The sequence below is a fragment of the Kluyvera georgiana genome, assembly GCF_050990895.1.
Classification (GTDB): domain Bacteria; phylum Pseudomonadota; class Gammaproteobacteria; order Enterobacterales; family Enterobacteriaceae; genus Kluyvera; species Kluyvera georgiana.
This window is the reverse complement of sequence record NZ_CP158865.1, coordinates 4,030,698-4,057,618: the sequence shown is the minus strand read 5'-3', so window position 1 is coordinate 4,057,618 and position 26,921 is coordinate 4,030,698. Positions and strand designations below refer to the sequence as shown.

Below are 26,921 nucleotides of genomic sequence, written 5' to 3'. Positions count from 1 at the left end.
ACCGGGAAATGTGAAAATGCGCCATTCAGAGCGCGGCAACTAAACGCAGAACCTGTCTTATTGCGTTTTCCCACGAAAGCGCAATGGGACAGGTTCCAGACAAATCAACGTACTAGATAGATAAGGAATAACCCATGTCAGAACGTTTACACAATGACGTGGATCCGATCGAAACTCGCGACTGGCTACAGGCGATCGAATCGGTCATCCGTGAAGAAGGTGTTGAGCGCGCTCAGTATCTTATCGACCAACTGCTTTCTGAAGCACGCAAAGGCGGCGTTCAGGTAGCGGCGGGTGCAAGTGCTAGCGGTTACGTCAACACTATTGCCGTTGAAGATGAACCGGAATATCCGGGCAATCTGGAGCTGGAGCGTCGTATTCGTTCTGCTATTCGTTGGAACGCCATCATGACCGTGCTGCGTGCGTCTAAAAAAGACCTCGAGCTGGGCGGCCACATGGCTTCCTTCCAGTCTTCTGCGACCTTCTACGAAGTGTGCTTCAACCACTTCTTCCGCGCACGCAACGAGCAGGATGGCGGCGACCTGGTGTACTTCCAGGGCCACATCTCCCCGGGCGTTTACGCGCGTGCCTTCCTGGAAGGCCGTCTGACCGAAGAGCAGATGGACAACTTCCGTCAGGAAGTTCACGGTAAAGGTCTGTCTTCCTACCCGCACCCGAAACTGATGCCGACCTTCTGGCAGTTCCCGACCGTATCCATGGGTCTGGGCCCGATCGGTGCTATCTATCAGGCTAAGTTCCTGAAATATCTGGAACACCGTGGTCTGAAAGACACGTCCAAACAGACCGTATACGCCTTCCTGGGCGACGGCGAGATGGATGAACCAGAATCTAAAGGTGCGATCACCATCGCGACCCGTGAAAAACTGGACAACCTGGTCTTTGTCATCAACTGTAACCTGCAGCGCCTTGATGGCCCGGTTACCGGTAATGGCAAAATCATTAACGAACTGGAAGGCATCTTCGCGGGCGCTGGCTGGAACGTTATCAAGGTTATCTGGGGCGGTCGTTGGGACGAGCTGCTGCGTAAAGATACCAGCGGTAAACTGATCCAGCTGATGGAAGAAACCGTTGACGGTGACTACCAGACCTTCAAATCCAAAGATGGCGCTTACGTGCGTGAGCACTTCTTCGGCAAATATCCGGAAACCGCAGCGCTGGTGGCCGACTGGACTGACGAGCAGATCTGGGCCCTGAACCGCGGTGGTCACGATCCGAAGAAAGTCTACGCTGCACTGAAAAAAGCGCAGGAAACCAAAGGCAAAGCGACCGTAATCCTCGCCCATACCATTAAAGGTTACGGCATGGGTGACACCGCTGAAGGTAAAAACATCGCGCACCAGGTGAAGAAAATGAACATGGACGGCGTTCGTTACGTCCGCGATCGTTTCAACGTGCCGGTTGCCGATGCGGATATCGAAAAACTGCCGTACATCACCTTCCCGGAAGGTTCTGAAGAGCACACCTATCTGCACGCCCAGCGTCAGAAACTGCACGGCTACCTGCCGAGCCGTCAGCCGAACTTCGATGAGAAGTTAGAGCTGCCGACTCTGGAAGATTTCGCGCCGCTGCTGGAAGAGCAGAACAAAGAGATCTCTACCACTATCGCGTTCGTACGTGCCCTGAACGTGATGCTGAAGAACAAATCTATCAAAGACCGCCTCGTGCCGATCATCGCCGATGAAGCGCGTACCTTTGGTATGGAAGGTCTGTTCCGTCAGATTGGTATCTACAGCCCGAACGGTCAGCAGTACACCCCGCAGGACCGCGAGCAGGTTGCGTACTACAAAGAAGACGAGAAAGGCCAGATTCTGCAGGAAGGTATCAACGAACTGGGTGCTGGCGCATCCTGGCTGGCGGCTGCGACCTCTTACAGCACCAACAACCTGCCGATGATTCCGTTCTACATCTATTACTCCATGTTCGGGTTCCAGCGTATCGGTGACCTGTGCTGGCAGGCTGGCGACCAGCAGGCTCGCGGCTTCCTGGTAGGTGGTACTTCCGGTCGTACGACGCTGAACGGCGAAGGTCTGCAGCACGAAGATGGTCATAGCCATATTCAGTCTCTGACTATCCCGAACTGTATCTCTTACGATCCGTCTTACGCGTACGAAGTTGCGGTCATCATGCACGATGGTCTGGAGCGTATGTACGGTGAGAAACAAGAGAACGTTTACTACTACATCACCACGCTGAACGAAAACTACCACATGCCGGCCATGCCAGCAGGCGCCGAGGAAGGTATCCGTAAAGGTATCTACAAACTCGAAACCGTTGAAGGTAGCAAAGGTAAAGTTCAACTGCTGGGCTCCGGTTCTATCCTGCGTCACGTCCGTGAAGCAGCACAGATCCTGGCGAAAGACTACGGTGTGGGCTCTGACGTGTACTCTGTGACTTCCTTCACTGAACTGGCGCGTGATGGCCAGGATTGTGAGCGCTGGAACATGCTGCACCCGCTGGAAACGCCGCGCGTTCCGTACATCGCTCAGGTGATGAACGACGCTCCGGCTGTCGCCTCTACCGACTATATGAAACTGTTTGCTGAGCAGGTTCGTACTTATGTACCGGCTGATGATTACCGCGTACTGGGTACCGACGGCTTTGGCCGCTCTGATAGCCGTGAAAACCTGCGTCACCACTTCGAAGTTGATGCTTCCTACGTGGTTGTAGCGGCACTGGGCGAACTGGCTAAACGTGGCGAAATCGATAAGAAAGTGGTTGCGGAAGCAATTACCAAATTCAACATCGATGCAGAAAAAGTTAACCCGCGTCTGGCGTAAGAGGTAAAAGAACAATGGCTATCGAAATCAATGTACCGGACATCGGGGCTGATGAAGTTGAAATCACCGAGATCCTGGTCAAAGTGGGCGACAAAGTTGAAGCTGAACAGTCGCTGATCACCGTAGAAGGCGACAAAGCCTCTATGGAAGTTCCGTCTCCTCAGGCTGGTATCGTTAAAGAGATCAAAGTCTCTGTTGGCGACAAAACTGAGACCGGCAAACTGATCATGATTTTCGATTCCGCCGACGGTGCAGCAGCAGCTGCACCTGCCAAGGCAGAAGAGAAGAAAGAAGCGGCTCCGGCAGCAGCACCTGCTGCAGCGGCAGCAAAAGACGTACACGTTCCGGATATCGGCGGTGACGAAGTTGAAGTGACCGAGATTCTGGTGAAAGTGGGCGACACCGTGACCGCTGAGCAGTCGCTGATCACCGTAGAAGGCGATAAAGCCTCTATGGAAGTCCCGGCGCCGTTCGCGGGTACCGTGAAAGAGATCAAAGTGAACACCGGCGACAAAGTGTCTACCGGCTCTCTGATTATGGTCTTCGAAGTTGCGGGCGCGGCACCAGCGGCTGCACCGGCTCAGGCTGCAGCGCCTGCCGCCGCAGCGGCTCCGGCAGCAGCTTCGGGCTCCAAAGAAGTTAACGTACCGGATATCGGCGGTGACGAAGTTGAAGTCACTGAAGTGATGGTTAAAGTCGGCGATAAAATTGCCGCTGAGCAGTCACTGATTACCGTAGAAGGCGACAAAGCCTCTATGGAAGTTCCGGCTCCGTTCGCGGGCACCGTGAAAGAGATCAAAATCAGCACCGGCGACAAAGTGAAAACCGGCTCTCTGATTATGGTCTTCGAAGTGGAAGGCGCAGCGCCTGCGGCCGCTCCGGCTCAGGCAGCAGCTCCGGCTCCGGCCGCCGCGCCTGCCCAGGCAGCAGCGCCTGCTCCGGCGGCAAAAGCGGAAGGCAAATCTGAGTTTGCTGAGAACGACGCTTACGTCCACGCTACTCCGCTGATTCGTCGCCTGGCGCGCGAATTCGGCGTGAACCTGGCGAAAGTGAAAGGGTCTGGCCGTAAAGGTCGTATCCTACGCGAAGACGTTCAGGCTTACGTGAAAGACGCTATCAAGCGTGCGGAAGCGGCTCCGGCTGCAGCAGCTGGCGGCGGTATTCCGGGCATGCTGCCTTGGCCGAAAGTGGACTTCAGCAAGTTTGGTGAAATCGAAGAAGTGGAACTGGGCCGCATCCAGAAAATCTCTGGTGCTAACCTGAGTCGTAACTGGGTGATGATCCCGCACGTTACCCACTTCGACAAGACCGATATCACCGATCTGGAAGCGTTCCGTAAACAGCAGAACGCCGAAGCTGAAAAACGTAAACTGGACGTGAAATTCACCCCAGTGGTCTTCATCATGAAAGCCGTTGCCGCCGCTCTGGAACAGATGCCGCGCTTCAACAGCTCTCTGTCCGAAGATGGTCAGCGTCTGACGCTGAAGAAATACATCAACATCGGCGTTGCGGTAGATACCCCGAATGGTCTGGTTGTTCCGGTCTTCAAAGACGTGAACAAGAAGAGCATTACCGAGCTGTCTCGCGAACTGACCACCATCTCCAAGAAAGCGCGTGATGGCAAGCTGACCGCTGGCGAAATGCAGGGCGGTTGCTTCACCATCTCCAGCATCGGCGGCCTGGGTACCACCCACTTCGCACCGATTGTGAACGCGCCGGAAGTGGCGATCCTCGGTGTCTCCAAGTCCTCTATGGAGCCAGTGTGGAACGGTAAAGAGTTTATGCCGCGTCTGATGATGCCGATTTCGCTCTCCTTCGACCACCGCGTTATCGACGGTGCGGACGGTGCGCGCTTTATCACCATCATCAACAACATGCTGTCTGACATTCGCCGTCTGGTGATGTAATGAAAAAGCCGGCCTGACGGCCGGCTTTTTTCTGGTAACCTCGGAGTGGTTAGGGGTTATCAGCAACAAAGGACAAAATCGTTTGCCGTTTGTTGTTTAAAAATTGTTAACAATTTTGTAAAATACACGCGGATAGAACGTCCCGGTGGATGATGGGCGTAATAACTATAACGTCAGACCGCCGGATACAAATGATAGAGGTCATGATGAGTACTGAAATTAAAACTCAGGTCGTGGTACTTGGGGCGGGCCCGGCGGGTTACTCTGCTGCTTTCCGTTGCGCTGATTTAGGTCTGGAAACCGTAATCGTAGAACGTTACAGCACCCTCGGCGGTGTTTGTCTGAACGTTGGCTGTATCCCTTCTAAAGCGCTGCTGCACGTAGCAAAAGTTATCGAAGAAGCCAAAGCGCTGGCTGAACACGGTATCGTCTTCGGTGAGCCGAAAACGGATATCGACAAGATTCGTACCTGGAAAGAAAAAGTTATCACTCAACTGACCGGCGGTCTGGCTGGTATGGCCAAGGGCCGTAAAGTGAAAGTGGTTAACGGTCTGGGTAAATTCACCGGGGCGAACACCCTGGAAGTGGAAGGCGAAAACGGCAAAACCGTGATCAACTTCGACAACGCGATCATCGCGGCGGGCTCTCGTCCAATTCAGCTGCCGTTCATTCCGCATGAAGATCCGCGCATTTGGGACTCCACAGACGCACTGGAACTGAAAGAAGTGCCAAAACGCCTGCTGGTCATGGGCGGCGGTATCATCGGTCTGGAAATGGGTACCGTGTACCACGCGCTGGGTTCAGAGATTGACGTGGTTGAAATGTTCGACCAGGTTATCCCGGCTGCTGACAAAGATATCGTTAAAGTCTTCACCAAGCGCATCAGCAAGAAATTCAACCTGATGCTGGAAACCAAAGTGACTGCCGTTGAAGCGAAAGAAGACGGTATTTACGTTTCCATGGAAGGCAAAAAAGCGCCGTCTGAAGCGAAACGCTACGACGCGGTGCTGGTCGCTATCGGCCGTGTGCCGAACGGTAAAAACCTCGATGCGGGCAAAGCTGGCGTGGAAGTTGACGACCGTGGCTTCATCCACGTTGACAAACAGCTGCGCACCAACGTGCCGCACATCTTTGCTATCGGCGATATCGTCGGTCAGCCGATGCTGGCGCACAAAGGTGTTCACGAAGGTCACGTGGCTGCCGAAGTTATTTCCGGTAAGAAACACTACTTCGATCCGAAAGTTATCCCGTCCATCGCGTACACTGAGCCAGAAGTTGCATGGGTTGGTCTGACTGAGAAAGAAGCGAAAGAGAAAGGCATCAGCTACGAAACCGCCACCTTCCCGTGGGCTGCTTCTGGCCGTGCTATCGCTTCCGACTGCGCAGACGGTATGACCAAACTGATCTTCGACAAAGAATCTCACCGTGTTATCGGCGGCGCGATTGTCGGCACCAACGGCGGCGAGCTGCTGGGTGAAATCGGTCTGGCGATCGAAATGGGCTGTGATGCAGAAGACATCGCGCTGACCATCCACGCGCACCCGACTCTGCACGAGTCCGTGGGCCTGGCGGCCGAAGTGTTCGAAGGTAGCATCACCGACCTGCCGAACCCGAAAGCGAAGAAGAAGTAATTCTTTTTCCCGGTTATCGGAATGACATAAGCGGCCTGAGGGCCGCTTTTTTTATGCCTTCGGTCACAAAGCTGTGTCGAAGCGTAGCAAAGATTGTGATGCTGGTAACATATTGCCGGCGGTGCTCAATTGGCCAACGTCCGCTGTACGCGACGATCCCGTTATATTGCCCTGTATCAGCTGTCCCTTCGAGAAACGTTCTGTTATATCTTGCCGTCATTTGAATAATAATCACGGTGTAAAATAGTAGCATGCTAATAAATAGAGGTGCGAGATATGAAAACGATTCTGACAACGGCAGCGCTGGCTGCGACGCTGATTTCCGGTATGGCTTTTGCGCAGGACGCTACCATCCCCTGGGCGGATAACAGCGGCGGTACCGAGAGCACGCACATTGCGGCGATGGGCCAGGATCTGAATGCACAGCATCAGCAGGTGACAAAAACGCAGGAAGGCGTCTGGGCGGATAACTCCGGCAGCATCAGTGCGGATGAAGCCGCGTTGACCAGCAGTAAACCGCCGGTGAAAGGCCATCCGGAGCTCATGCCTCATCAGGGGTAATCGCGCATTGCGGTTTTAAAATACCCGGCAGCGTTTCCACGCTGCCGGGTATTTTTTATTCGGCGACGGCCTGCCAGCCGACGCTGGAGTCCGGTGAGAACTGAGTAATCGCCTGCGCTTTTTGCGCCGTCTCTGCGCCTAAGTTCGCTTCGTAAACGCGGTCGGTCTTATCGACCATAAAGCTCATGATGCCCGTCTGCCCCCACTCAACCGGCCAGGCCAGCAGGGCGACTTCGCCTTTATCGCCGTCGGCGATGATGCGGAAATGGTAGCCGTGATAACCTTCACCCGGCACCGAGGGGCTGAAGTTTGGCCCCAGAGGGCTGGGATCTTCTCCCGGCTTGATGGGCCAGTAAAGGCCATCTTTTTTCCCGTCGCTGCTGATAATTTTCTGCGCCCAGGCGTGGTTCAGCTGATAGTAATCTTGCTGTGCATCCACGTAAGCGTGCATGGCTTCAATAGCCGAAAGCTCGTTGCGGCCAATGGCGCGGGTCAGAATCTCATCTTCGCCTGCGGCGATATTAAAGGCCCAGCCTGTGTCGCCTTTCTCCATGGGGATGGGCAGCCGCCAGCCGTCGTTACCCACATCTAACCAGGCGGTGTTGCCCTGTGTGATTATCCGATGACCGAGCCGCCAGTCGCGAAGAAAACGAGCAACGGCCTCCTGGTCAACGCCGTCAGGCGGTAAAAATTGCTGCCAGTTTTCGCCGAAGAGTTTGTCCAGTTTGTTGTCATCTTTGTGGCTGACGGCATCCACCAGCGCGCTGGCCGCCTGCTCTGGCGTGGAGAACGTCTGCTGTGCCCATGCCATTAGCGGCGACATTGCCAGCGCCAGCAGGGCTATCTGTATCTGCTTTTTCATCTTGTTGTCCTTTAGCGTCGACGAAACTCATGATGCTCAGCCAGCCCACCGCTGCGCTGCTCACCGCCGAGGCCGGAAGCACGACGGCTCTCAAGCCCGCGTGACTGCTGTGACTGCCAGGAGGGGGCGCGGCTTTCGTTGCCGCTGAAAACATTACTGCGCGCGCCTTCACGATGTGCCTGTAATGCGCTGCGCTGACCCATCATGTCCTGATTAAGATGCAGTTTTTCGCCATTCTGACGTTCACGCTGGAGGCTTTGCCGTTGGCTATCGTTAAGCTGCGGATGCGACTGCTGGATGCGCTGCGCGGCCTCTCGCGGCTGGGTATTCCGCGTGGCGATATGGCTCGTCGGGGCATCGTAGCCGCGGAAGTTATTGCGCTGCACGGTGTGGTTGAGCTGCTGCGATGCGGCGCGGCGCTGAGCGTCCCGCGAGTCAGTGGCCGCTGGCGTTGTGCCGTTGCTATGCGTGCGCTGGTTAAGCTGCTGCATTGCCGCTTGACGCTGCGCATCGCGGTTCGGCGCAGTATGTTGGATGGCGCTGAGGCCGCCCGCGACATCGGTCTGATGCGGCGCAACTAACGCCGGAGTCTGGTGAGTGGCGCTCAGCCCGCCGGCGACGTTGGTCCGGTGGAACTGATTGGCTACCGTATTATTCGGATAAGGCGTATTACCGCGATAGGCCGGATTATGCTGCCAGTTGCGGGTTTCTCCGCTCAGATTCGCTCCGGTTATCTTGTTGAAATTATTTACATTAATATTGATGTTATCGCCATTATGCTGGTAGCCGCCGTGATCGTAATGATCGTCATCGTGGTGGTGATCATCATCGTGGTGGTGATCGTCATCATCCCAGTCAATGTTGCTGAAAATGGCGTAGGTTGTCGCCACGCCCAGGCTAAAGCCAAAACCGCGTACAAAGCTGTCGGCGAACTGCTCCCCGGGAGGTGGCGGCAGATAAACCGGCGGCGCTGAGGTGTAAGGCCAGCTGTTACCATAAACGACCGTCGGGTTGTAGTTCGGAACGTACACCACCTGCGGATCGCTCGGCTCGATTTTAATCACCGTTGGTGAGCTGCTTGCGCTGCTGGTTGTATGGCTGGAGCCGGTGGATGAGGCCGCACGTTTGGTGGTGGTCACCGTTTGCTGCGGTGTCGATTTCAGCGAGCCAGTCTGCTGCGCCAGCAGTCGAAGTTTTTGCACTGCATCCATCACATCCTGCGGCTGCGCCAGAAAGGCGTTGCCGAGGTTGGTCACCCACTGAGGATCTTCGCCCATCATGCCCGTCAGCTGTGGAAAGGCGACCAGCGATTTCACGCTGGCGTCCCACGGCTGCCCAGCGACGGCTTTTACCGCCGCATCGCCCTGCTGGCCGGGATGATCTTTCGACCACTGCACTGCCTGAGTGACGCTATCCGGGTAGGTGGAGGCCATCAATACCTGCGACAGCAGCGGGTCGGGGTAAAGGGCGATGGGGGCCACCCACTGGGTGATTTGCGCTGTGGAGTAGGTTGGCGTCGCTGCGGCTTCCGGCGCGGCGACGGCGGCAACCGGCGGCGCCTCCGGAGCGGCAGGTTCGCGGCTTTTCACATACAGCGTACCGGCCGCCGCAAGCAGCCCGGCGCTGCACACCAGTGCAATATAGTGGGGCTTAAAGGGCAAGTTCATGGTGGATCTCCAGAGAACTAAACAGTCCGTATGAGGGATCGGATATGCCGCGAGTATAATGAGACTGTTGTTTGTTTTTTGATTAAAGCAGGGATTTCTGCGGATGCAGGGAAAATCTGACAGGAGTTTACACTTGCGCACACTCATGGCCTGAAGTTCGTTGTTACGTATAAGTAATGATTTAATAACAAAACATCTAACATCGCTGCTAACAGTTGGTTTTTTCCTATCTAAAAGGGTGATTTCCTGCTCTCTTATATCAACATTAACGATTCAGCAAATATTTAATGTTGCTTTTTTGTAAACGGATTAACAGTCTCCGGAAATCCTGCTATGCTGGCCCTCGCGGTACCGGGCTTTTACCCTACAAACTGCTGTCTCACAGGAGCGTGAAGAGATCGCCGACCGCATATGACAATGAGAGCGAGGAGATACCGTCGTGCTAAAAGAATACCGTGAGCACGTAGCTGAGCGTGCAGCCATTGGGATTGTTGCCAAACCCTTAGATGCAACCCAAATGGCCGCGCTGGTTGAGCTGCTGAAGAATCCGCCTGTTGGCGAAGAAGAATTCCTGTTAGACCTGTTAATTAATCGCGTACCGCCGGGCGTTGACGAAGCCGCCTACGTAAAAGCGGGTTTCCTCGCCGCCGTTGCGAAAGGTGAAGCCACTTCCCCGCTGGTCTCCCCAGAAAAAGCCATTGAACTGTTAGGCACCATGCAGGGTGGTTACAACATCCATCCGCTGATTGATGCGCTGGACGATGCGAAACTGGCGCCGATTGCTGCCAAAGCGCTGTCCCACACCCTGCTGATGTTCGATAACTTCTACGACGTCGAAGAGAAAGCCAAAGCGGGCAACGCCTACGCGAAGCAGGTTGTTCAGTCCTGGGCCGATGCCGAATGGTTCCTGAGCCGTCCTGCGCTGGCGGACAAAATCACCGTTACCGTCTTCAAAGTGACCGGTGAAACCAACACCGATGACCTGTCTCCGGCGCCGGATGCGTGGTCACGCCCGGATATTCCTCTGCACGCCCTGGCGATGCTGAAAAACGCCCGCGAAGGCATTGACCCGGATCAGCCGGGCAGCGTTGGCCCGATCAAGCAGATCGAAGCCCTGCAGCAGAAAGGTTTCCCGCTGGCCTACGTGGGCGACGTTGTGGGTACCGGCTCTTCCCGTAAATCAGCGACCAACTCCGTACTGTGGTTCATGGGTGACGATATCCCTCATGTACCGAACAAACGCGGCGGCGGCCTGTGCCTTGGCGGCAAAATTGCACCTATCTTCTTCAATACCATGGAAGATGCGGGCGCGCTGCCAATCGAAGTGGACGTAGCCAACCTGAATATGGGCGACGTGATTGACGTCTACCCGTACAAAGGCGAAGTGCGCAACCACGAGACCGATGAACTGCTGGCAACCTTCGAACTGAAAACCGACGTGCTGATCGACGAAGTCCGCGCCGGTGGCCGTATCCCGCTGATTATCGGTCGTGGCCTGACCACCAAAGCGCGTGAAGCGCTGGGCCTGCCGCACAGTGACGTATTCCGTCAGGCAAAAGACGTGGCGGAAAGCAGCCGCGGCTTCTCTCTGGCACAGAAAATGGTTGGCCGCGCCTGCGGCGTGAAAGGTATCCGTCCGGGCGCGTACTGCGAACCGAAGATGACCTCCGTGGGTTCTCAGGATACGACCGGCCCGATGACCCGTGACGAACTGAAAGACCTGGCGTGCCTGGGCTTCTCTTCTGACCTGGTGATGCAGTCCTTCTGTCACACCGCCGCGTATCCGAAGCCGGTTGACGTGACCACGCACCACACGCTGCCAGACTTCATTATGAACCGTGGCGGTGTCTCTCTGCGTCCGGGCGATGGCGTTATCCACTCCTGGCTGAACCGTATGCTGCTGCCGGATACCGTGGGTACCGGCGGTGACTCCCATACCCGTTTCCCGATTGGTATCTCTTTCCCGGCGGGTTCGGGTCTGGTGGCGTTTGCCGCCGCGACCGGCGTGATGCCGCTGGATATGCCGGAATCTGTTCTGGTGCGTTTCAAAGGCAAAATGCAGCCGGGCATCACCCTGCGCGATCTGGTACACGCCATCCCGCTGTACGCCATCAAACAGGGCCTGCTGACCGTTGAGAAGAAGGGTAAGAAAAACATCTTCTCTGGCCGCATCCTGGAAATCGAAGGTCTGCCGGAACTGAAAGTCGAGCAGGCGTTCGAGCTGACCGATGCTTCCGCCGAGCGTTCCGCTGCCGGTTGTACCATCAAGCTGAACAAAGAGCCGATCGTTGAGTATCTGACCTCCAACATCGTCCTGCTGAAGTGGATGATTGCAGAAGGCTACGGCGACCGTCGTACCCTGGAACGTCGCGTGCAGGGCATGGAAAAATGGCTGGCGGATCCGCAGCTGCTGGAAGCCGATGCTGACGCAGAGTACGCGGCGGTGATCGACATCGATCTGGCTGACATTAAAGAGCCAATTCTCTGTGCGCCGAACGATCCGGACGACGCGCGTCTGCTGTCCGACGTGCAGGGCGAGAAGATTGACGAAGTGTTCATCGGTTCCTGCATGACCAACATTGGCCACTTCCGTGCTGCCGGCAAGCTGCTGGACAACCATAAAGGCCAACTGCCGACTCGTCTGTGGGTGGCGCCGCCAACCCGTATGGACGCCGCGCAGCTGACCGAAGAAGGCTACTACAGCGTGTTCGGTAAGAGCGGTGCGCGTATTGAGATCCCAGGCTGTTCCCTGTGTATGGGTAACCAGGCGCGCGTGGCTGACGGTGCAACGGTGGTTTCCACTTCCACCCGTAACTTCCCGAACCGTTTAGGTACCGGTGCGAACGTCTTCCTGGCCTCTGCGGAGCTGGCGGCGGTTGCGGCGCTTATCGGCAAACTGCCGACGCCGGAAGAGTACCAGACCTACGTAGCGCAGGTGGATAAGACGGCGGTGGATACCTACCGTTACCTGAACTTCGACCAGCTCTCTCAGTACACTGAGAAAGCGGACGGCGTGATTTTCCAGACGGCGGTCTAATGGCATAGCCCGGAGGAGGCGCATCAGCGCCGACTCCGCGAGCGTCCCCGGCGTCACGTTGTTTGGCCGGGCAGGAAAGGTGAGAGTTTCGGCTCTCACCTTTTTTATTTTTCTATTCCTCCCGCGGCGACGCTGTTTTTATTCCTCCAGACTGCGATAATTACCCATAGGTACAATGCAGCGGTGACGCATTGCCTTTGTAGAGGAACAGATCATGGATTATGAATTTCTGCGCGACGTTACCGGAGGGGTAAAAGTACGAATGTCGATGGGCCACGAGGTGGTCGGTCACTGGTTTAATGAAGAGGTTAAAGACAACCTCTCGCTACTGGATGAAGTGGAACAGGCTGCACGCACCGTTAAAGGCAGCGAACGCTCATGGCAGCGCGCCGGGCATGAATACACTCTGTGGATGGACGGCGAAGAAGTGATGGTTCGCGCTAATCAGCTGGAATTTTCCGGCGACGAAATGGAAGAGGGAATGAGTTACTACGACGAGGAAAGTTTATCTCTGTGCGGCGTAGAAGACTTTTTACAGGTCGTTGCGGCATATCGCGAGTTCGTGCAACAGCGTTAGTTCAAAAGGTAGCCCGGCCGAACGCAGTGACGCCGGGAACGTCCCCGGAGTCGGCGCTTGCACGCCTCGTCCGGGCTACATGGTTAATTCCCGAAGGTTAGGTGAAATAGCCTTGCCGTCATTTTCTCCGGTAGAGAAACGCTAACGCTTTGCGACTGGCATGTTGGCAGGCAGCGGCACTGCTCGGCCTGTGGATAAACGCAGGTCATGGTTTCGACCGATGCCATTGGCAGCGTCATGGTTGCCTGCTCGCTGTCCATACGCCAGATCGCGACCCACGCCTGCTGCTCATCACGTAGGCCAAATGCCAGCCACGGCGAGGCGAACGAGGGCATTCCCAATGGCCAAAATGGCTGTAAGTGTGGAATTTTCTCGCGAAACGATTTGTACAGTACAATCCCTTCCTTGACCAACGCCAGACGTTCTCCGCTCAACTCGGCCAGATGGCCGCTCTGATGTACGCGAAGCAGCAGGCTGTTGACCATGTTCATCACCACCTCTTCCCGGTCGCCCTCGCGCAGCGGATAGGACCAGATTGCAGCCTGCTCCGGCGTGACGGCAGACGCGGCGGCTGCGGCAATGGCGGCCATCAAACGATAGTCGGTCTGATCGGTTACCGATTGGATGCTGTGTAGCTGCATCATGGCATAATCCATGCGCAGGCCGCCGCTACCGCAGTTCTCAATAACCAGCTGCGGGTAGCGGTCCATTGTTTTAGCCAGCCAGCCAAGATAAGCCCGGTTATGTTGTAAAAGACCGTCACCGCTGCTATCGGCCTGGTAATCCGTGCCGCTTCCGGCGTTGATGTTGTAATCCATTTTGATGTAGCTGATACCGTACTCTTCGACCAGGCGCGTGATGACCCGGTCGGCATGGGCCTGTACCAAAGGATGGCGAAAATCGAGCTGGTAGCGCTGGTGGTCGATAACCCGTTTACCATGACGCTGAAAAAAACAGGCGTCGGGCAACGTTTGCGCCAGCGGACAGGCGATGCCCATGACTTCCAGTTCCAGCCACAGGCCTGATTTCATCCCTTTAGTCGTTATGTAATCGAGAGGTTCGCGGATCCCGCCCGGAAAACGCCGTGGCGAAGGTTGCCATTCACCCACTCCGTCCCACCACTCACCGTCTGAATACCAGCCGCAGTCGATGCAAAAATATTCGCAGCCCGCCTCGGCTGCCGCATCGATCAGAGGTAGCAGTTTGGCGGTGGTAGGATCGCCGGACAGGCAGTTCATATAATCATTGAAAATGACCGGCAGCTGTTTGTTATCGAGTGCTGGGCGCATGATTCGCCGACGGTAGCGGGTTATCTCCTGTAATGCCTCCTGCAGTCCACCTTGAACTTTGCTGACGGCAACCGGCACAGAGGTAAAGGTTTCACCGGAGGCCAGCGGTTTCCACCAGTGGTTTTCATTTTCGGTGGGGCCGCTGACGAGCAGATAAAGGCGGTCGCGGAAATCGCCGATTTCCCACTGCCATGAGCCATTATGCTCAATTTGCCAGAGGAGCGTTGTGCCTGCCGCCTTATCTTCAAAAGCGGCAACGGGCAGATAACCGATACTGGACCACGTACCGGTGCTTTCGATAGCGATGCGATCCAGGGAAAAACGGTTAACTTTATCCAGCCCGAGCTGCGACGGCGTGGCGCTTTTCCACTGTGCTTCGCCGTACCAGTTATTGTGCGGCAGGTGTAAGACGCTGTTGTTTTCCCACGGCAGGCTATCAATGGCGAACAGCGCCAGCGAGCTGACATATTCCAGAGCAATGACTTCAGTGCTGACATTTTCGATCTCGCACCATACTCGGGCTGAGCGTAACTCGCGAAAATGTTGCAAATGCCAGCGAGCATGAATAGCCGGGCCGTGAAGATCGATCTCCAGTTTTTTCCCCTGCGCGTTTTCGCTCTCGCGATGGGCATGGTAGCGCAGGGACGATCCCGGCTCGCTGCCGGTATGCTTGCGAGCATGATGATCATTCTGGTTGTAGCCACTGGCGTGGACCTGAATAAGAGGGAACGCGCCGTGTGCTTCACGCTGCTCGTTAACTAAAAACTGGCTGATATAAATCTGCTGCTCGTCATCAATCTCAAAGATAATATGAAAATTATCTTCATTAAATTCCAGAAAGCTCATTCTTCACTTGTCCTTTTATTATCGGCCAATGCTTCTTAATCTTTTCCCTGCCATCAGGTTTTGCTCAATTTGTTCCAGGGAAATATTTTTTGTTTCCGGAACAAATAGGTAGATAATCACGAGGGCCACGATATTTAATAGCGCATAGAGATAGAAGGTATGCGCGCTGCCTAAGGTATTCAGCAATGACAAGAAGGTGGCACTGACAATCATCCCGGCAATGCGGCAGGTAAAGGTGGAGCACGTAATGCCGAATTCGCGCCCTTTCAGCGGCTGAATTTCAGAACAAAGCAGCCAGATAAGCGGACCTGCCGACATAGAAAAACCGACGATAAACAGCAGTAGCATAGCGACGGTGATTCCCTTCTCCACGGCCGACAGCGCATCGCCGCCGAGCAGCGTCCCCACCACGCTCATGGCGATGCCCATAGTTATAAAGCCGATGTACAGCATCGGTTTTCGACCCCAACGATCGACGAAACCGACGGCGATAAACGTGGCGATGGTCATCACTAAGCCCACGATAACGGTTCCCCACATCTGCTCGGCGGTGGTGGTAAAGCCGATTTCATGAAAAATACGCGGCGCGTAATACATCATCACGTTAACCCCGGAGAACTGTTGCATGATTTGCAGCACGATACCCAGGCCAACGCTGCGGCGAAAGTTTTTGTTTTCCTTGAATAAATGCCATCCCTGCTGCTTAACGTTGAGCTGCTCTTTAATCTCCCGCAGCTCGTTTTCAACCTCCTCGCTGCTATTGCGAAGGCGTAACAGGACGGCGCGGGCCGCTTGTTCGCGGCCATGCATCATTAGCCAGCGCGGGCTGCGCGGCAGAAACAGAGCGCCGAACAAAAAGACCAGCGAAGGGATCGCCACAACCAGCAACATACCGCGCCAGTTGCCGCTATAGCTGAAGGCAGTATTGGTGAGAAAGACCAGTAAAATACCCAGCGCAATCATCAACTGATAGGCGGAAATCATCGCACCGCGAATATTTTTGGGTGTAATCTCAGAAAGATAGAGCGGTGTCGCGTAGGAGGCGACGCCCAATCCCACGCCAAGAATCAACCGCCCGATAATCAGCATCTCAGGGCTGATGGCACAGGTGCAAATGATGGCGCCCAGGCAAAACGAGGCGGCGGCGATGAGCAGTGAGTATTTCCGCCCAAGCCGATAGGCCAGAACGCCGCTACATAGCGTCGCAACGGCCGCGCCGACCATCATTGAGCTGACGATCCACTCCTGCTGGCTATCCAGCAGATGATACTCTTTAGCAATCAGTGGGAGGGCGCCGGAAATGACGCCGATATCCAGACCAAATAGCAGGCCGGCCAGCGCTGCAAGCAGACAAATCCATATCACCTGTGGTCGTGTTTTATTTTTTACAGCTGAAGCAGGAAGTACACTATCTAATTGCATGGTGTAAGTACCTTTGTCATGGTAATTATAATTAAGGGTTCTATTTAAAATACTTAATCGATTTCGTATTATTTTATGCTAGATCTGAAAAATAAGGTTGGCAATGGCTTTAACTACGTAAGTGTGATCGTGACTGCACATTGCGAAGGTGTTAAGACGGTTTTTTATTGTCACATGAAAACGATTGGTTTAGATTGGCAGGAATATCCTTGTTCAGAGCCATTTAATCCATAAATAAATATGAATATAAAAGAATTGGCGGCGTGCCTGAATCTATCGACGGCGACGGTATCAAAGGCGCTGAATAACAAAAGCGATATCAGCAGTCATACGCGGAAAAAAGTACGCGAAGCGGCGGAAAAACTGGGCTACAGGCCAAATGCCTCGGCGAAACATTTGCGCAGCGGTAAAGTGGGCGTGGTTGCGCTGCTCCTGCCGGTTGCCGATGACGGCAATATCCATACTGCTTCGTTTTTTATGGCGATCGCCAGAGGGTTACAGGCCAGCTTAAAAGAGAGCGCCATCGATCCGGTTATCCACATTTCGACCGATCGTGAGAGTGAGCGGCTACTGCTGCGAAAGATCGTAGAACAAAACCGTGCAGACGCCATTATTCTCACCGATACCCGCATTGAAGATGAACGTATTCTGCTGCTGGATGAACTGCAGTTTCCGTTTGTGACGATGGGACAAAGCCGAACGCTAGGGGGCTGCTTTAACTGGGTAGATTTTCATCATGAAGAGATGGGGCGTCAATGTGTGCGCGCGGCGCTGGATAGCGGTGCCCGGCGTATTGCCATTGCTACGCTTGGACCGGAGAGCATGCACGGCCACCAGTTTTTGGCAGGATGTTTAGAGGCGTTGGCGGTGCAGGGAATTCATCAGCCAGATGGGTTGATCTTCTATGGCACCGTTGCGGAGTTTTCTGGTGAAGAGGCGGCGCGCCAGTTTATGCAGCAGCCAGAACCACCTGATTTCGTAATCTTTATCAACGACTTCTTGCTGATGGGGGCGAGCCACTACCTGGCTTCGTTGCCAGCGTGCCCCTTAAATGAAAAAAATATGCTGTGCGCCACGGCAAGCAGTGATTTCTCGGCGAGGGTGATGTCATCATCCTGCTTGTTTACTGTCGATCATGAAGAGGTTGGCCGCCAGTTAGGACAGGCGATATTGCGGGTAACCCAGCAAGAAAGTGCGGTGGAGTCGGTGTTGTTGACGCTACCGGTTAAACGATAAGCGGAGCATCAGGGCTCCGCCATTTCATTATTTGACGTAAGCCAGCAGGCTTAACGAATCACGCGCCAGCGCCTTGCATTTTTTCGCCGTTGGGATGCCGATGCCGCTAAGATCGCGGTAGCTGTCTTCACCCAGCGCCTTCATGTTAAACGTATCATAATTGCTGAGATCCCACTGGTTCTGCTGTGCGAAAAAGACCAGCGCGCGACGGATTTGGGTATTAGGCAGGTTCTGGTAGCCGCAGTCATTTTTCAGGAACACAAATACCGCCGTCAGATCGGCCATATCTTCCGCTTCAGACTCGCTTAAAGCATAACTCGAGCTGGACATCGCCAGCAGCGATCCAAGCAGCACCGTTCGGAAAAACGTCTTCATTTCTTCTACCTTACATCGTCGATATTCCACGTTAACATATTTACCCACAAGACCGGGAGCATTATTCATTGCTTTCCGCTTGACCTTCCTGCAGGGGGAGGGTTTAAGCTCAAATAATCACCACAAGCCGAAAAGGATGTACCGATGCATCGTCGTGATTTTCTCAAATTAAGCGCCGCCGTCGGCGTTGCCAGCGCTTTGCCGCTATGGAGCCGTGCGGTGTTTGCCGCTGAACGTCCTACGCTCGCCATTCCGCCGCTCCTCACCGCCGACGCGAATAACCAGATCCTGCTGACCGTGCAGGCCGGAAAGACGCAGTTTGCGGGGAAAACGGCGACCACCTGGGGCTATAACGGCAACCTGTTGGGGCCGGCTATTCGTCTACAGCAGTGGACCCCGGCCACGATCAAAATCCAGAATGCGCTCCCGGAAGAGACCACCGTGCACTGGCACGGCCTGGAGGTGCCGGGTGAGGTCGACGGCGGGCCGCAGGGGGTCATTCAACCCGGAGCCAGCCGCACGGTGAGCTTTACGCCGATGCAGCGAGCGGCGACCTGCTGGTTCCACCCGCATCAGCACGGTAAAACCGGGCATCAGGTAGCGATGGGGCTGGCTGGACTGGTGCTGATTGAGGATGAAGACAGCCAAAAGCTGATGCTGCCCAAGCAGTGGGGTATCGACGATATTCCGGTGATTATGCAGGACAAAAAATTCACCGCAGCGGGCGAGATTGATTATCAGCTGGATGTGATGAGCGCCGCCGTTGGCTGGTTTGGCGATACGTTGCTGACCAACGGAGCGCCGTTCCCGCAGCACGCGCCGCCGCGCGGCTGGCTGCGTCTGCGCCTGCTCAACGGCTGTAACGCGCGCTCGCTGACGCTTGCTATCAGCGACAAACGCCCGATGTACGTGGTGGCGAGCGACGGCGGGCTGCTGGCCGAGCCGGTGAAAGTGAACGAGCTACCCATGCTGATGGGCGAGCGTTTTGAAGTGCTGGTGGATGCTCGCGATGGCAAAGCGTTCGACCTGGTGACGCTGCCGGTTACCCAGATGGGAATGGCGGTTGCGCCGTTTGATAAGGCTGTGCCGGTGCTACACATCCAGCCGGTCGGAATTCCGGGCTCTGGTACGCTGCCGGATACGCTGGCGAAAATACCCGCGCTGCCGTCGCTGGACGGCCTGACCGAGCGTAAGCTTCAGTTATCAATGGATCCCATGCTCGACATGATGGGCATGCAGGCATTGATGCAGAAATACGGCAATCAGGCGATGGGCGGAATGGATCACGGCAGCATGATGGGCCACGGTGGGATGAAAATGGACCACGGCAACATGGGGCACATGCAGCACGGCGAAGGCGGGTTCGATTTCCACAATGCGAATAAGATCAACGGTAAAGCCTTTGATATGAACCAGCCGATGTTCGCGGCGGAAAAAGGCAAGTTTGAGCGCTGGGTCATTTCCGGCGAGGGCGACATGATGCTGCACCCGTTCCATATTCACGGTACCCAGTTCCGCATTCTACGGGAAAACGGCCAGCCGCCGGCAGCGCATCGCACGGGCTGGAAAGATACGGTGCGCGTGGAAGGCGGCGTTAGCGAAGTGCTGGTGAAGTTCGATCATGAGGCCCCGAAAGATCAGGCCTACATGGCGCACTGTCACCTGCTGGAGCATGAAGATACCGGCATGATGCTTGGCTTTACCGTCTAGCAAAAAACCGGATAGCGGCGACGCTATCCGGTAACACCCTCCAGGCGATACAAATTTTCGCCGTATCAAACGGATAATTAAATATATACTCGTGTGGATAACAATTAATCACGAGGTGAACATGTCTCTCTTTGGTAAGGTTCTGGCCGCATCTTTTGTCATGATGGTGGCGGTGTCAGCACAGGCTGACATGAAGATGGAACGTAAAAACATTCCCGAGCTGAAGTTGAGCATCGAGATCCCGCAGGTCTTCACGCCGATGCCTGACGATATGGCAAAAATCAAATACCCGTCAGAAAACCGTCCGCAGGTTATTTATAGTGATGAACGTGGTAAAGCATCCTTAGGGGTAAGTAACGGACGTCACGCGCTGCCCGCAGACAAACTGGATGTCGCAAAAGACGCGACGCTGAAAATGCTGAGTAACTTTAAGCCGCAGGCGGAGTCCGTGACGGTTGATGGGCATAAAGCGTGGTTGATTACCTTCCGCTCCCAGGCTGCGGATACGGAAATACTGAACATGCTGCTGGTCACGTCTGAAAACGATAAGGCAGTGCAGGCCGCGTTTAATATGACGAAGGACCTGGTGGGGCAGTATCAGGGGGTGGCAAGGGCGTCGCTGCTGTCGATTAAGTTTGATAAATAACAGAGCGTTTCCCCGGGCCACAAAAACGCGTGACCCGGGGGAGAGATTGATGCCGACCTAAGGGGCGGCATTTTGTTTACTTCACGTCGTCAGGTAACGCATAGGCCACAATATAGTCGCCCATTTTTGTGCCAAACGACCCGTGGCCGCCAGCGGAGATAACCACGAACTGCTTACCGTTGACCTCATAGGTCATCGGCGTCGCCTGGCCGCCTGCCGGCAGACGTCCTTGCCACAGTTTCTCACCGTTGCTCATGTTGTATGCGCGCAGGTAGTTATCGGCGGTTGCGGCGATAAACAGCACGTTACCGGCGGTGGAAATCGGGCCGCCCAGCATCGGCATCCCCATATTGAACGGCAATGGAATTGGCAGCGGGAACGGCAGGCTATCCTGCGGCGTACCCAGACGTTTTTTCCACACCACTTCATTGGTTTTCAGATCCAGCGCGGAGATGTAACCCCAGGCCGGCTGTTTGCACGGCAGTCCGAACGGAGAGAGGAACGGGTTCAGCGTAACGCCGTACGGCACGCCGTACTGGGGCTGAATCCCCGCTTCTGTACCGCTACCTTTCGCGTCTTTCGGCTGCTCCATCGGGTTGCCTGGGCCGCGTGGAATCAGTTTAGAGACGAACGGCAGCGCCATCGGGTTGGCAATCGCCACCTGACGATTCGGATCGACAGAGATACCGCCCCACTCAAACATCCCCAGGTTACCCGGGAACACCAGCGTGCCTTGCTCTGACGGCGGGGTGAAGATGCCTTCATAGCGCAGCTGATGGAACATCACGCGGCATACCAGCTGGTCAAACATGGTGGCGCCCCACATGTCTGCACCGCTCAGGTCTTTCTTCGGACGGAAGCTCAGGTCAGAGAACGGTTGGGTTTTGGTGACGTAGTCGCCTTTCGCCGCGCCCTGCGGGACCGGTTTTTCCGGTGCCGGGACGACCAGCTCGCCGTTACGGCGATCCAGCACGAAGATGTTGCCGGTTTTGGCCGGTGCGTAGATAACCGGTACGTTTTTGCCATCGACGGTGATGTCGGCCAGCGTCGGCTGGGACGGCATATCCATGTCCCACAGATCGTGGTGAACGGTCTGGTAGCTCCAGGCCAGTTTACCGGTGGTGGCGTTCAGCGCCACAATGGAGCTGGCAAAGCGTTCCTGTTCCGGTGTACGGTTGCCGCCCCAGATATCCGGGGTGGTGACGCCCATCGGCAGGTAGACCAGGTCCAGCTTCGCATCGTAGGCCGCGGGTGCCCATGAGTTCGGCGAGTTAAAGGTATAGTGCTGGCCGGGTTGCGGAAGGGCGTTAGGATCTTTCGCGCCCGGGTCAAAGGCCCACAGCAGTTTGCCGCTGTTGACGTCGAAGCCGCGAATCACGCCAGACGGCTCGCGGGTAGAGAAGTTGTCGGTAACCGCACCGGCAATCACAATCACTTTATCGGTGATAATCGGCGGTGAAGTCGGTTCATACATTCCCGGCGTGGTGACCGGCATATCGGTTTGCAGGTTCAGAATGCCTTTGTTCGCAAAGGATTCACACAGCTTACCGGTGTCGGCATTGAGGGCAAAAATTCGGCCATCGTTCACCGGCAGAATGATACGGCGCGGACAATCGGACACCACGTCAGGCGAGGCGTTCGCCGCCGTCGCTTCGTGATAAGACACGCCACGGCAGGTCACGTGCTGGAAGCTCGGGTCGGTCCCCAGCTGCGGGTCGAAGTGCCACTTCTCTTTCCCGGTAGCCGCATCCAGCGCGAACAGACGCTGGTGGGCAGTACACAGATAGAGCATGTTGCCAATCTTAATCGGCGTTACTTCATTGGTGATTTCACCCGGATCGTTTGGCTGCTTCAGGTCGCCGGTGCGGAACACCCAGGCTTCCTTCAGGTTGTGCACGTTCTCCGCGTTAATTTGCTTAAGCGGCGAGAAACGCTGGCCTTCCTGGTTACGGCCATAGGCGGGCCAGTCCTGGTCTGCAATCTGCGAGATAGGCTCTGCAGGCATAGCGTCGGCGCTCAGCGTGCCGTTCACTTCTTGCGGGTCATGGAATCCTGCCCACGTCAGAATCGCGGCGCTGATCAACAATGCCACGACCAGCGCGCCCACGGCACCGCTGGACGGCACGATCAGGCGACGCCAGACGAACGGCAGAATCAGCCACACGCCGAAGATCACCAGCACGTCGCTGCGCGGGGTGAGCGCCCAGAAGTCGAAGCCGACTTCCCATACGCCCCAGATCATGGTGGCGACCAGCAGTACCGCATACAGCCACAACGCCGAACGCTTACCGCGCCACAGCAGCGCGGTAACGCCCAGCATCACCAGACCGGCGACCGGGTAATACCAGGAGCCGCCAACGGCGACCAGCCACGCTCCGCCAATCAGAAGATACAAACCACAAAAAGCCGCAAAGAGGGTGGTTAGCCTCGCGAGCAGTCGTGGTTGTTGGTTTTTTGTTTCAGCCATAGAAAGGTGTCCGTTTGTTTGTTAATTATTGCTTTCATTTGATTATAGGATTTAACAAGTGTGATCGAAATCACAAAATGAGCTTTATTATCGAATTAGCCGCATGAATCGTTTTGCTGGTATACTTTCCCGCTTGCTGATCAACCTCGCGGCTCTGGGTTAACAGGTTGAGTGATTTACATTTAAAATCATGTGGTTAGTTAAATGAAACATACTGTTGAAGTGATGATCCCGGAAGCGGAGATCAAAGCGCGTATCGCCGAACTGGGTCGTCAGATTAACGAGCGCTATAAAGATAGCGGCAGCGAAATGGTGTTGGTGGGTTTGCTGCGCGGTTCATTCATGTTCATGGCCGATCTGTGCCGTGAAGTGCAGGTACCGCACGAAGTCGATTTTATGACGGCATCCAGCTATGGCAGCGGTATGTCGACCACCCGCGACGTGAAAATCCTTAAAGACCTGGATGAAGACATTCGCGGTAAAGACGTGCTGATCGTCGAAGACATTATCGACTCGGGCAATACGCTGTCGAAAGTGCGCGAGATACTCGGCCTGCGTGAGCCGAAGTCGCTGGCGATCTGTACGCTGCTGGACAAACCGTCTCGCCGTGAAGTGGACGTGCCGGTTGAGTTCGTCGGTTTCTCCATTCCGGATGAATTCGTCGTCGGTTACGGTATCGACTACGCGCAGCGTTACCGCCATCTGCCGTACGTCGGCAAAGTGGTGCTGTTAGACGAGTAATGCGCGGGTGCCTGATGGCGCTTCGCTTATCAGGCCTACGGCGCAGGCTTGTAGGCCGGGTAAGGCGTTAGCCGTCACCCGGCAATCCCTGCACTACTTATGATTGATATGCTTTAACTTGAGGTTGGAAATCCCGTGGCGGTATCGCTGCTCGAGGGTTTCGCGGCTGGTCGCGGTGACGTCGAGGTCGCGCAACAGGCCGTCATGAATACCGTAGGCCCAACCGTGAATCATCACCTTCTGGCCGCGCTTCCACGCAGACTGCATGATGGTGGAGTGCCCCAGGTTATACACCTGTTCCATCACGTTCAGCTCGCATAACGTATCCAGGCGACGTTCCTGCGGCATCTCGCCCAGCAATGAACTATGTTTGAACCAGATATCGCGGATATGCAGCAGCCAGTTATCGATTAAACCCAGCTCCGGGTTTTCTACCGCCGCCTGTACGCCGCCGCAACCGTAGTGGCCGCAGATAATAATGTGTTCAACTTCCAGTACATCAACGGCATACTGCACTACGGAAAGGCAGTTGAGGTCAGTGTGGATAACCAGGTTTGCCACGTTACGGTGAACAAACAGTTCGCCAGGCTCAAGCCCGGTGAGACGTTCGGCGGGAACGCGGCTGTCGGAACATCCGATCCACAAAAAGCGTGGTTTTTGCGCCTGCGACAGTTTCTCAAAAAAACCGGGATCCTCTTCTATCAGCATCTTTGACCATAGTGCATTGTTGCTGATGAGTGTATCTATGTCGTTCATGGAAGCGGTAACCCAGTAATTTTCGTTGGGTTAATATAGGGCAAGTCCTGATTTATTAAAACCCAATATCAAGTATCGGAATGTAAGGTAAGCAAAAATCTATGACCATTGCACTGGAATTAGAGCAACTGACGAAGACCTATCCGGGCGGTGTGCAAGCGCTGCGCGGGATCGATCTGAAGGTGGAAGCCGGTGATTTTTACGCGCTGTTGGGGCCAAACGGCGCGGGTAAATCCACCACTATCGGTATCATCAGCTCGCTGGTGAATAAAACCTCCGGGCGCGTGAGCGTCTTCGGCTATGACCTGCAAAAAGACGTGGTCAACGCCAAGCGTCAGCTCGGACTGGTGCCGCAGGAGTTCAACTTCAACCCGTTTGAAACCGTGCAGCAAATCGTGGTGAATCAGGCTGGTTACTACGGTGTTGAGCGTAAAGAAGCGGTTATTCGCAGCGAAAAATACCTGAAACAGCTCGATCTGTGGGAAAAACGCAACGAACGCGCGAGAATGCTCTCCGGCGGGATGAAGCGTCGTCTGATGATCGCCCGCGCGCTGATGCATGAGCCGAAGCTGCTGATTCTCGATGAACCGACCGCGGGCGTGGATATCGAACTGCGCCGCTCCATGTGGGGTTTCCTCAAGGATCTCAACGACAAAGGCACCACCATTATTCTCACCACTCACTATCTGGAAGAGGCCGAAATGCTGTGCCGCAATATCGGCATTATCCAGCGCGGCGAGCTGGTGGAAAACACCTCAATGAAGGCGCTACTTTCCAAGCTGAAATCGGAAACCTTTATTCTCGATCTGGCGCCGAAAAGTCCGCTGCCGAAGCTTGAAGGTTATCAGTACAACCTGGTCGATACCTCAACGCTGGAAGTGGAAGTACTGCGCGAGCAGGGGATTAACAGCGTCTTCAGCCAGCTGAGCGCCCAGGGCATTCAGGTGCTGAGTATGCGTAACAAAGCGAACCGTCTGGAAGAGCTGTTTGTTTCGCTGGTTAATGAAAAACAAGGAGATCGCGCATGATGCAGCTTTACTGGGTCGCGCTGAAAAGCATCTGGGCGAAAGAGATCCATCGCTTTATGCGTATCTGGGTACAGACGCTGGTGCCGCCGGTTATCACCATGACGCTGTACTTTATTATCTTCGGCAACCTGATCGGTTCGCGCATCGGTGAAATGCACGGCTTTACCTACATGCAGTTTATCGTGCCGGGTTTGATTATGATGGCGGTCATTACCAACGCTTACGCCAACGTGGCGTCGTCGTTCTTCAGCGCTAAGTTCCAGCGCAATATCGAAGAGCTGCTGGTCGCGCCGGTACCGACGCACGTGATCATCGCCGGTTTTGTCGGCGGTGGGGTCGCTCGCGGCCTGTGCGTGGGCATTCTGGTGACGGCGGTTTCGCTGTTCTTCGTCCCGTTCCAGGTGCACTCCTGGGTCTTTGTGGCTCTGACGCTGATCCTGACGGCGATTCTGTTCTCGTTGGCCGGTTTGCTGAACGCGGTGTTTGCGAAAACCTTTGATGATATCAGCCTGATTCCTACCTTTGTGCTGACACCGCTGACCTACCTTGGCGGCGTGTTCTATTCGCTGACGCTGCTGCCGCCGTTCTGGCAGGGGTTGTCGCACCTGAACCCGATCGTCTACATGATCAGCGGCTTCCGCTACGGCTTCCTCGGCATTAACGATGTGCCGCTGGTTACCACCTTCGGTGTGCTGGTGGTGTTTATCATCGCCTTCTACCTGCTGTGCTGGTATCTCATTCAGCGCGGACGCGGTCTGCGCAGCTGATTGTGCCTAATTTCCCGGCAGACAGCGTCTGCCGGGAAGTATTCTTTGACAGTCATCACTCCCCTTTATCAATCACTCCGCTAAACTACTTGCCTGCTAAGGAGGCAAGCTATGTTAGGTTGGGTTATTTCCTGCCATGACGATCGCGCACAGGAACTGCTGGATCGTCTGGAAAAAAAGTTCGGGCCGCTGCCGCAATGCCGGGCCGTGAACTACTGGCGTGGATTAAGCGCCAATATGCTGAGCCGGATGATGTGTGACGCGCTGCATCAAACCGACTCCGGCGACGGTGTCATTTTTCTGACCGACAATGCCGGGTCGGCACCTTATCGCGTTGCTTCGTTAATGAGCCATAAGCACAGCGGCTGTGAGGTGATTGCGGGGATTCAGTATCCATTGATTGAAAAAATGGTTCCCCTGAGGGACACGCTCAGCAGTAGCGACTTCCGTAACCGTATTGTTGAACAGGGAACGCCCGGTGTGACGAGTCTGTGGCACCAACAGCAAAAAAATCCGCCATTTATACTGCTCCATGATTTGTATAAGCCTTAAACATTGGTATTGATCGCGCTTTTGTTACAATAGCGAAGTCGGTTCC

General features: G+C 55.2%; 20 protein-coding genes. 13 read left to right on the top strand and 7 right to left on the bottom strand.

The window, feature by feature from the left end:
- Positions 1-134: 134 nt before the first annotated feature.
- From aceE to ABTW00_RS19295, 4 genes are all read left to right on the top strand, one after another.
- Positions 135-2,798 carry a pyruvate dehydrogenase (acetyl-transferring), homodimeric type gene (gene aceE / locus ABTW00_RS19310; protein WP_433636974.1) on the top strand — a complete coding sequence of 888 codons (2,664 nt, stop codon included), beginning with the start codon at positions 135-137 and terminating at the stop codon, positions 2,796-2,798.
- Positions 2,799-2,812: 14 nt separating this feature from the next.
- Positions 2,813-4,705, top strand: coding sequence for a pyruvate dehydrogenase complex dihydrolipoyllysine-residue acetyltransferase (gene aceF / locus ABTW00_RS19305; protein WP_065356528.1), 1,893 nt, complete (start codon positions 2,813-2,815; stop codon positions 4,703-4,705).
- A gap of 206 nt (positions 4,706-4,911) precedes the next feature.
- On the top strand, positions 4,912-6,336 hold the full coding sequence (gene lpdA / locus ABTW00_RS19300; RefSeq protein WP_064547498.1) for a dihydrolipoyl dehydrogenase: 1,425 nt from the start codon (positions 4,912-4,914) through the stop codon (positions 6,334-6,336).
- Positions 6,337-6,612: 276 nt separating this feature from the next.
- Positions 6,613-6,897, top strand: a complete 285-nt coding sequence (locus ABTW00_RS19295; protein WP_163448039.1) for a hypothetical protein — start codon at positions 6,613-6,615, stop codon at positions 6,895-6,897.
- A 55-nt stretch (positions 6,898-6,952) separates the two neighbouring features.
- On the opposite strand, the gene ABTW00_RS19290 is transcribed toward ABTW00_RS19295, so the two are convergent.
- Complete coding sequence (locus tag ABTW00_RS19290) at positions 6,953-7,759, bottom strand: DUF2950 family protein (protein ID WP_065356537.1); 807 nt, start codon at positions 7,757-7,759, stop codon at positions 6,953-6,955.
- An 11-nt stretch (positions 7,760-7,770) separates the two neighbouring features.
- Entirely contained in the window at positions 7,771-9,426 is a 1,656-nt protein-coding gene (locus tag ABTW00_RS19285; protein ID WP_433636970.1) for a DUF3300 domain-containing protein, read from the bottom strand.
- A 439-nt stretch (positions 9,427-9,865) separates the two neighbouring features.
- On the opposite strand from ABTW00_RS19285, the gene acnB reads away from it, so the two are divergent.
- Together acnB and yacL are read left to right on the top strand one after the other, a co-directional pair.
- Entirely contained in the window at positions 9,866-12,463 is a 2,598-nt protein-coding gene (gene acnB / locus ABTW00_RS19280; RefSeq protein WP_433636968.1) for a bifunctional aconitate hydratase 2/2-methylisocitrate dehydratase, read from the top strand.
- A 214-nt stretch (positions 12,464-12,677) separates the two neighbouring features.
- Complete coding sequence (yacL, locus tag ABTW00_RS19275) at positions 12,678-13,040, top strand: protein YacL (RefSeq protein ID WP_064547505.1); 363 nt, start codon at positions 12,678-12,680, stop codon at positions 13,038-13,040.
- A gap of 83 nt (positions 13,041-13,123) precedes the next feature.
- On the opposite strand, the gene ABTW00_RS19270 is transcribed toward yacL, so the two are convergent.
- A complete protein-coding gene (locus tag ABTW00_RS19270) occupies positions 13,124-15,175 on the bottom strand; it encodes a glycoside hydrolase family 36 protein (RefSeq protein ID WP_433636966.1) in 2,052 nt (683 codons plus the stop codon).
- An 18-nt stretch (positions 15,176-15,193) separates the two neighbouring features.
- Positions 15,194-16,597 (bottom strand): sugar porter family MFS transporter, encoded by a 1,404-nt coding sequence (locus ABTW00_RS19265; protein WP_433636964.1) that lies wholly within the window; start codon positions 16,595-16,597, stop codon positions 15,194-15,196.
- A 240-nt stretch (positions 16,598-16,837) separates the two neighbouring features.
- On the opposite strand from ABTW00_RS19265, the gene ABTW00_RS19260 reads away from it, so the two are divergent.
- Positions 16,838-17,833 carry a LacI family DNA-binding transcriptional regulator gene (locus tag ABTW00_RS19260; protein WP_433636962.1) on the top strand — a complete coding sequence of 332 codons (996 nt, stop codon included), beginning with the start codon at positions 16,838-16,840 and terminating at the stop codon, positions 17,831-17,833.
- A gap of 27 nt (positions 17,834-17,860) precedes the next feature.
- Here the strand turns inward: ABTW00_RS19260 and ABTW00_RS19255 are convergent, their stop codons facing one another.
- The gene (locus tag ABTW00_RS19255; protein WP_062772020.1) at positions 17,861-18,208 is read right to left on the bottom strand and encodes a YacC family pilotin-like protein; all 348 of its coding nucleotides are present in this window, start codon (positions 18,206-18,208) and stop codon (positions 17,861-17,863) included.
- Between the two features lie 144 nt (positions 18,209-18,352).
- Here ABTW00_RS19255 and cueO point away from each other — a divergent pair, with 144 nt between their 5' ends.
- Positions 18,353-19,918: a multicopper oxidase CueO gene (gene cueO, locus ABTW00_RS19250; protein WP_433636959.1), complete on the top strand. Its 1,566-nt coding sequence runs from the start codon at positions 18,353-18,355 to the stop codon at positions 19,916-19,918.
- 121 nt (positions 19,919-20,039) lie between these two features.
- Positions 20,040-20,564 (top strand): hypothetical protein, encoded by a 525-nt coding sequence (locus tag ABTW00_RS19245; protein ID WP_064547508.1) that lies wholly within the window; start codon positions 20,040-20,042, stop codon positions 20,562-20,564.
- Between the two features lie 76 nt (positions 20,565-20,640).
- Here the strand turns inward: ABTW00_RS19245 and ABTW00_RS19240 are convergent, their stop codons facing one another.
- Complete coding sequence (locus tag ABTW00_RS19240) at positions 20,641-23,031, bottom strand: glucose/quinate/shikimate family membrane-bound PQQ-dependent dehydrogenase (protein WP_433636957.1); 2,391 nt, start codon at positions 23,029-23,031, stop codon at positions 20,641-20,643.
- Between the two features lie 204 nt (positions 23,032-23,235).
- Here ABTW00_RS19240 and hpt point away from each other — a divergent pair, with 204 nt between their 5' ends.
- Positions 23,236-23,772: a hypoxanthine phosphoribosyltransferase gene (hpt, locus tag ABTW00_RS19235; RefSeq protein WP_064547513.1), complete on the top strand. Its 537-nt coding sequence runs from the start codon at positions 23,236-23,238 to the stop codon at positions 23,770-23,772.
- A gap of 93 nt (positions 23,773-23,865) precedes the next feature.
- Here hpt and can read toward each other — a convergent pair whose 3' ends face one another.
- On the bottom strand, positions 23,866-24,528 hold the full coding sequence (can, locus tag ABTW00_RS19230; protein ID WP_065356543.1) for a carbonate dehydratase: 663 nt from the start codon (positions 24,526-24,528) through the stop codon (positions 23,866-23,868).
- Between the two features lie 101 nt (positions 24,529-24,629).
- Between can and ABTW00_RS19225 the strand changes: the two genes are divergently transcribed.
- From ABTW00_RS19225 to ABTW00_RS19215, 3 genes are all read left to right on the top strand, one after another.
- Positions 24,630-25,556, top strand: coding sequence for an ABC transporter ATP-binding protein (locus ABTW00_RS19225; protein ID WP_064547516.1), 927 nt, complete (start codon positions 24,630-24,632; stop codon positions 25,554-25,556).
- Entirely contained in the window at positions 25,553-26,323 is a 771-nt protein-coding gene (locus ABTW00_RS19220; RefSeq protein WP_064547518.1) for an ABC transporter permease, read from the top strand. Before ABTW00_RS19225 ends, ABTW00_RS19220 begins: the two co-directional genes overlap by 4 nt.
- 111 nt (positions 26,324-26,434) lie before the next feature.
- The gene (locus tag ABTW00_RS19215) at positions 26,435-26,875 is read left to right on the top strand and encodes a PTS sugar transporter subunit IIA (protein WP_064547520.1); all 441 of its coding nucleotides are present in this window, start codon (positions 26,435-26,437) and stop codon (positions 26,873-26,875) included.
- The last annotated feature ends 46 nt before the right edge of the window (positions 26,876-26,921 follow it).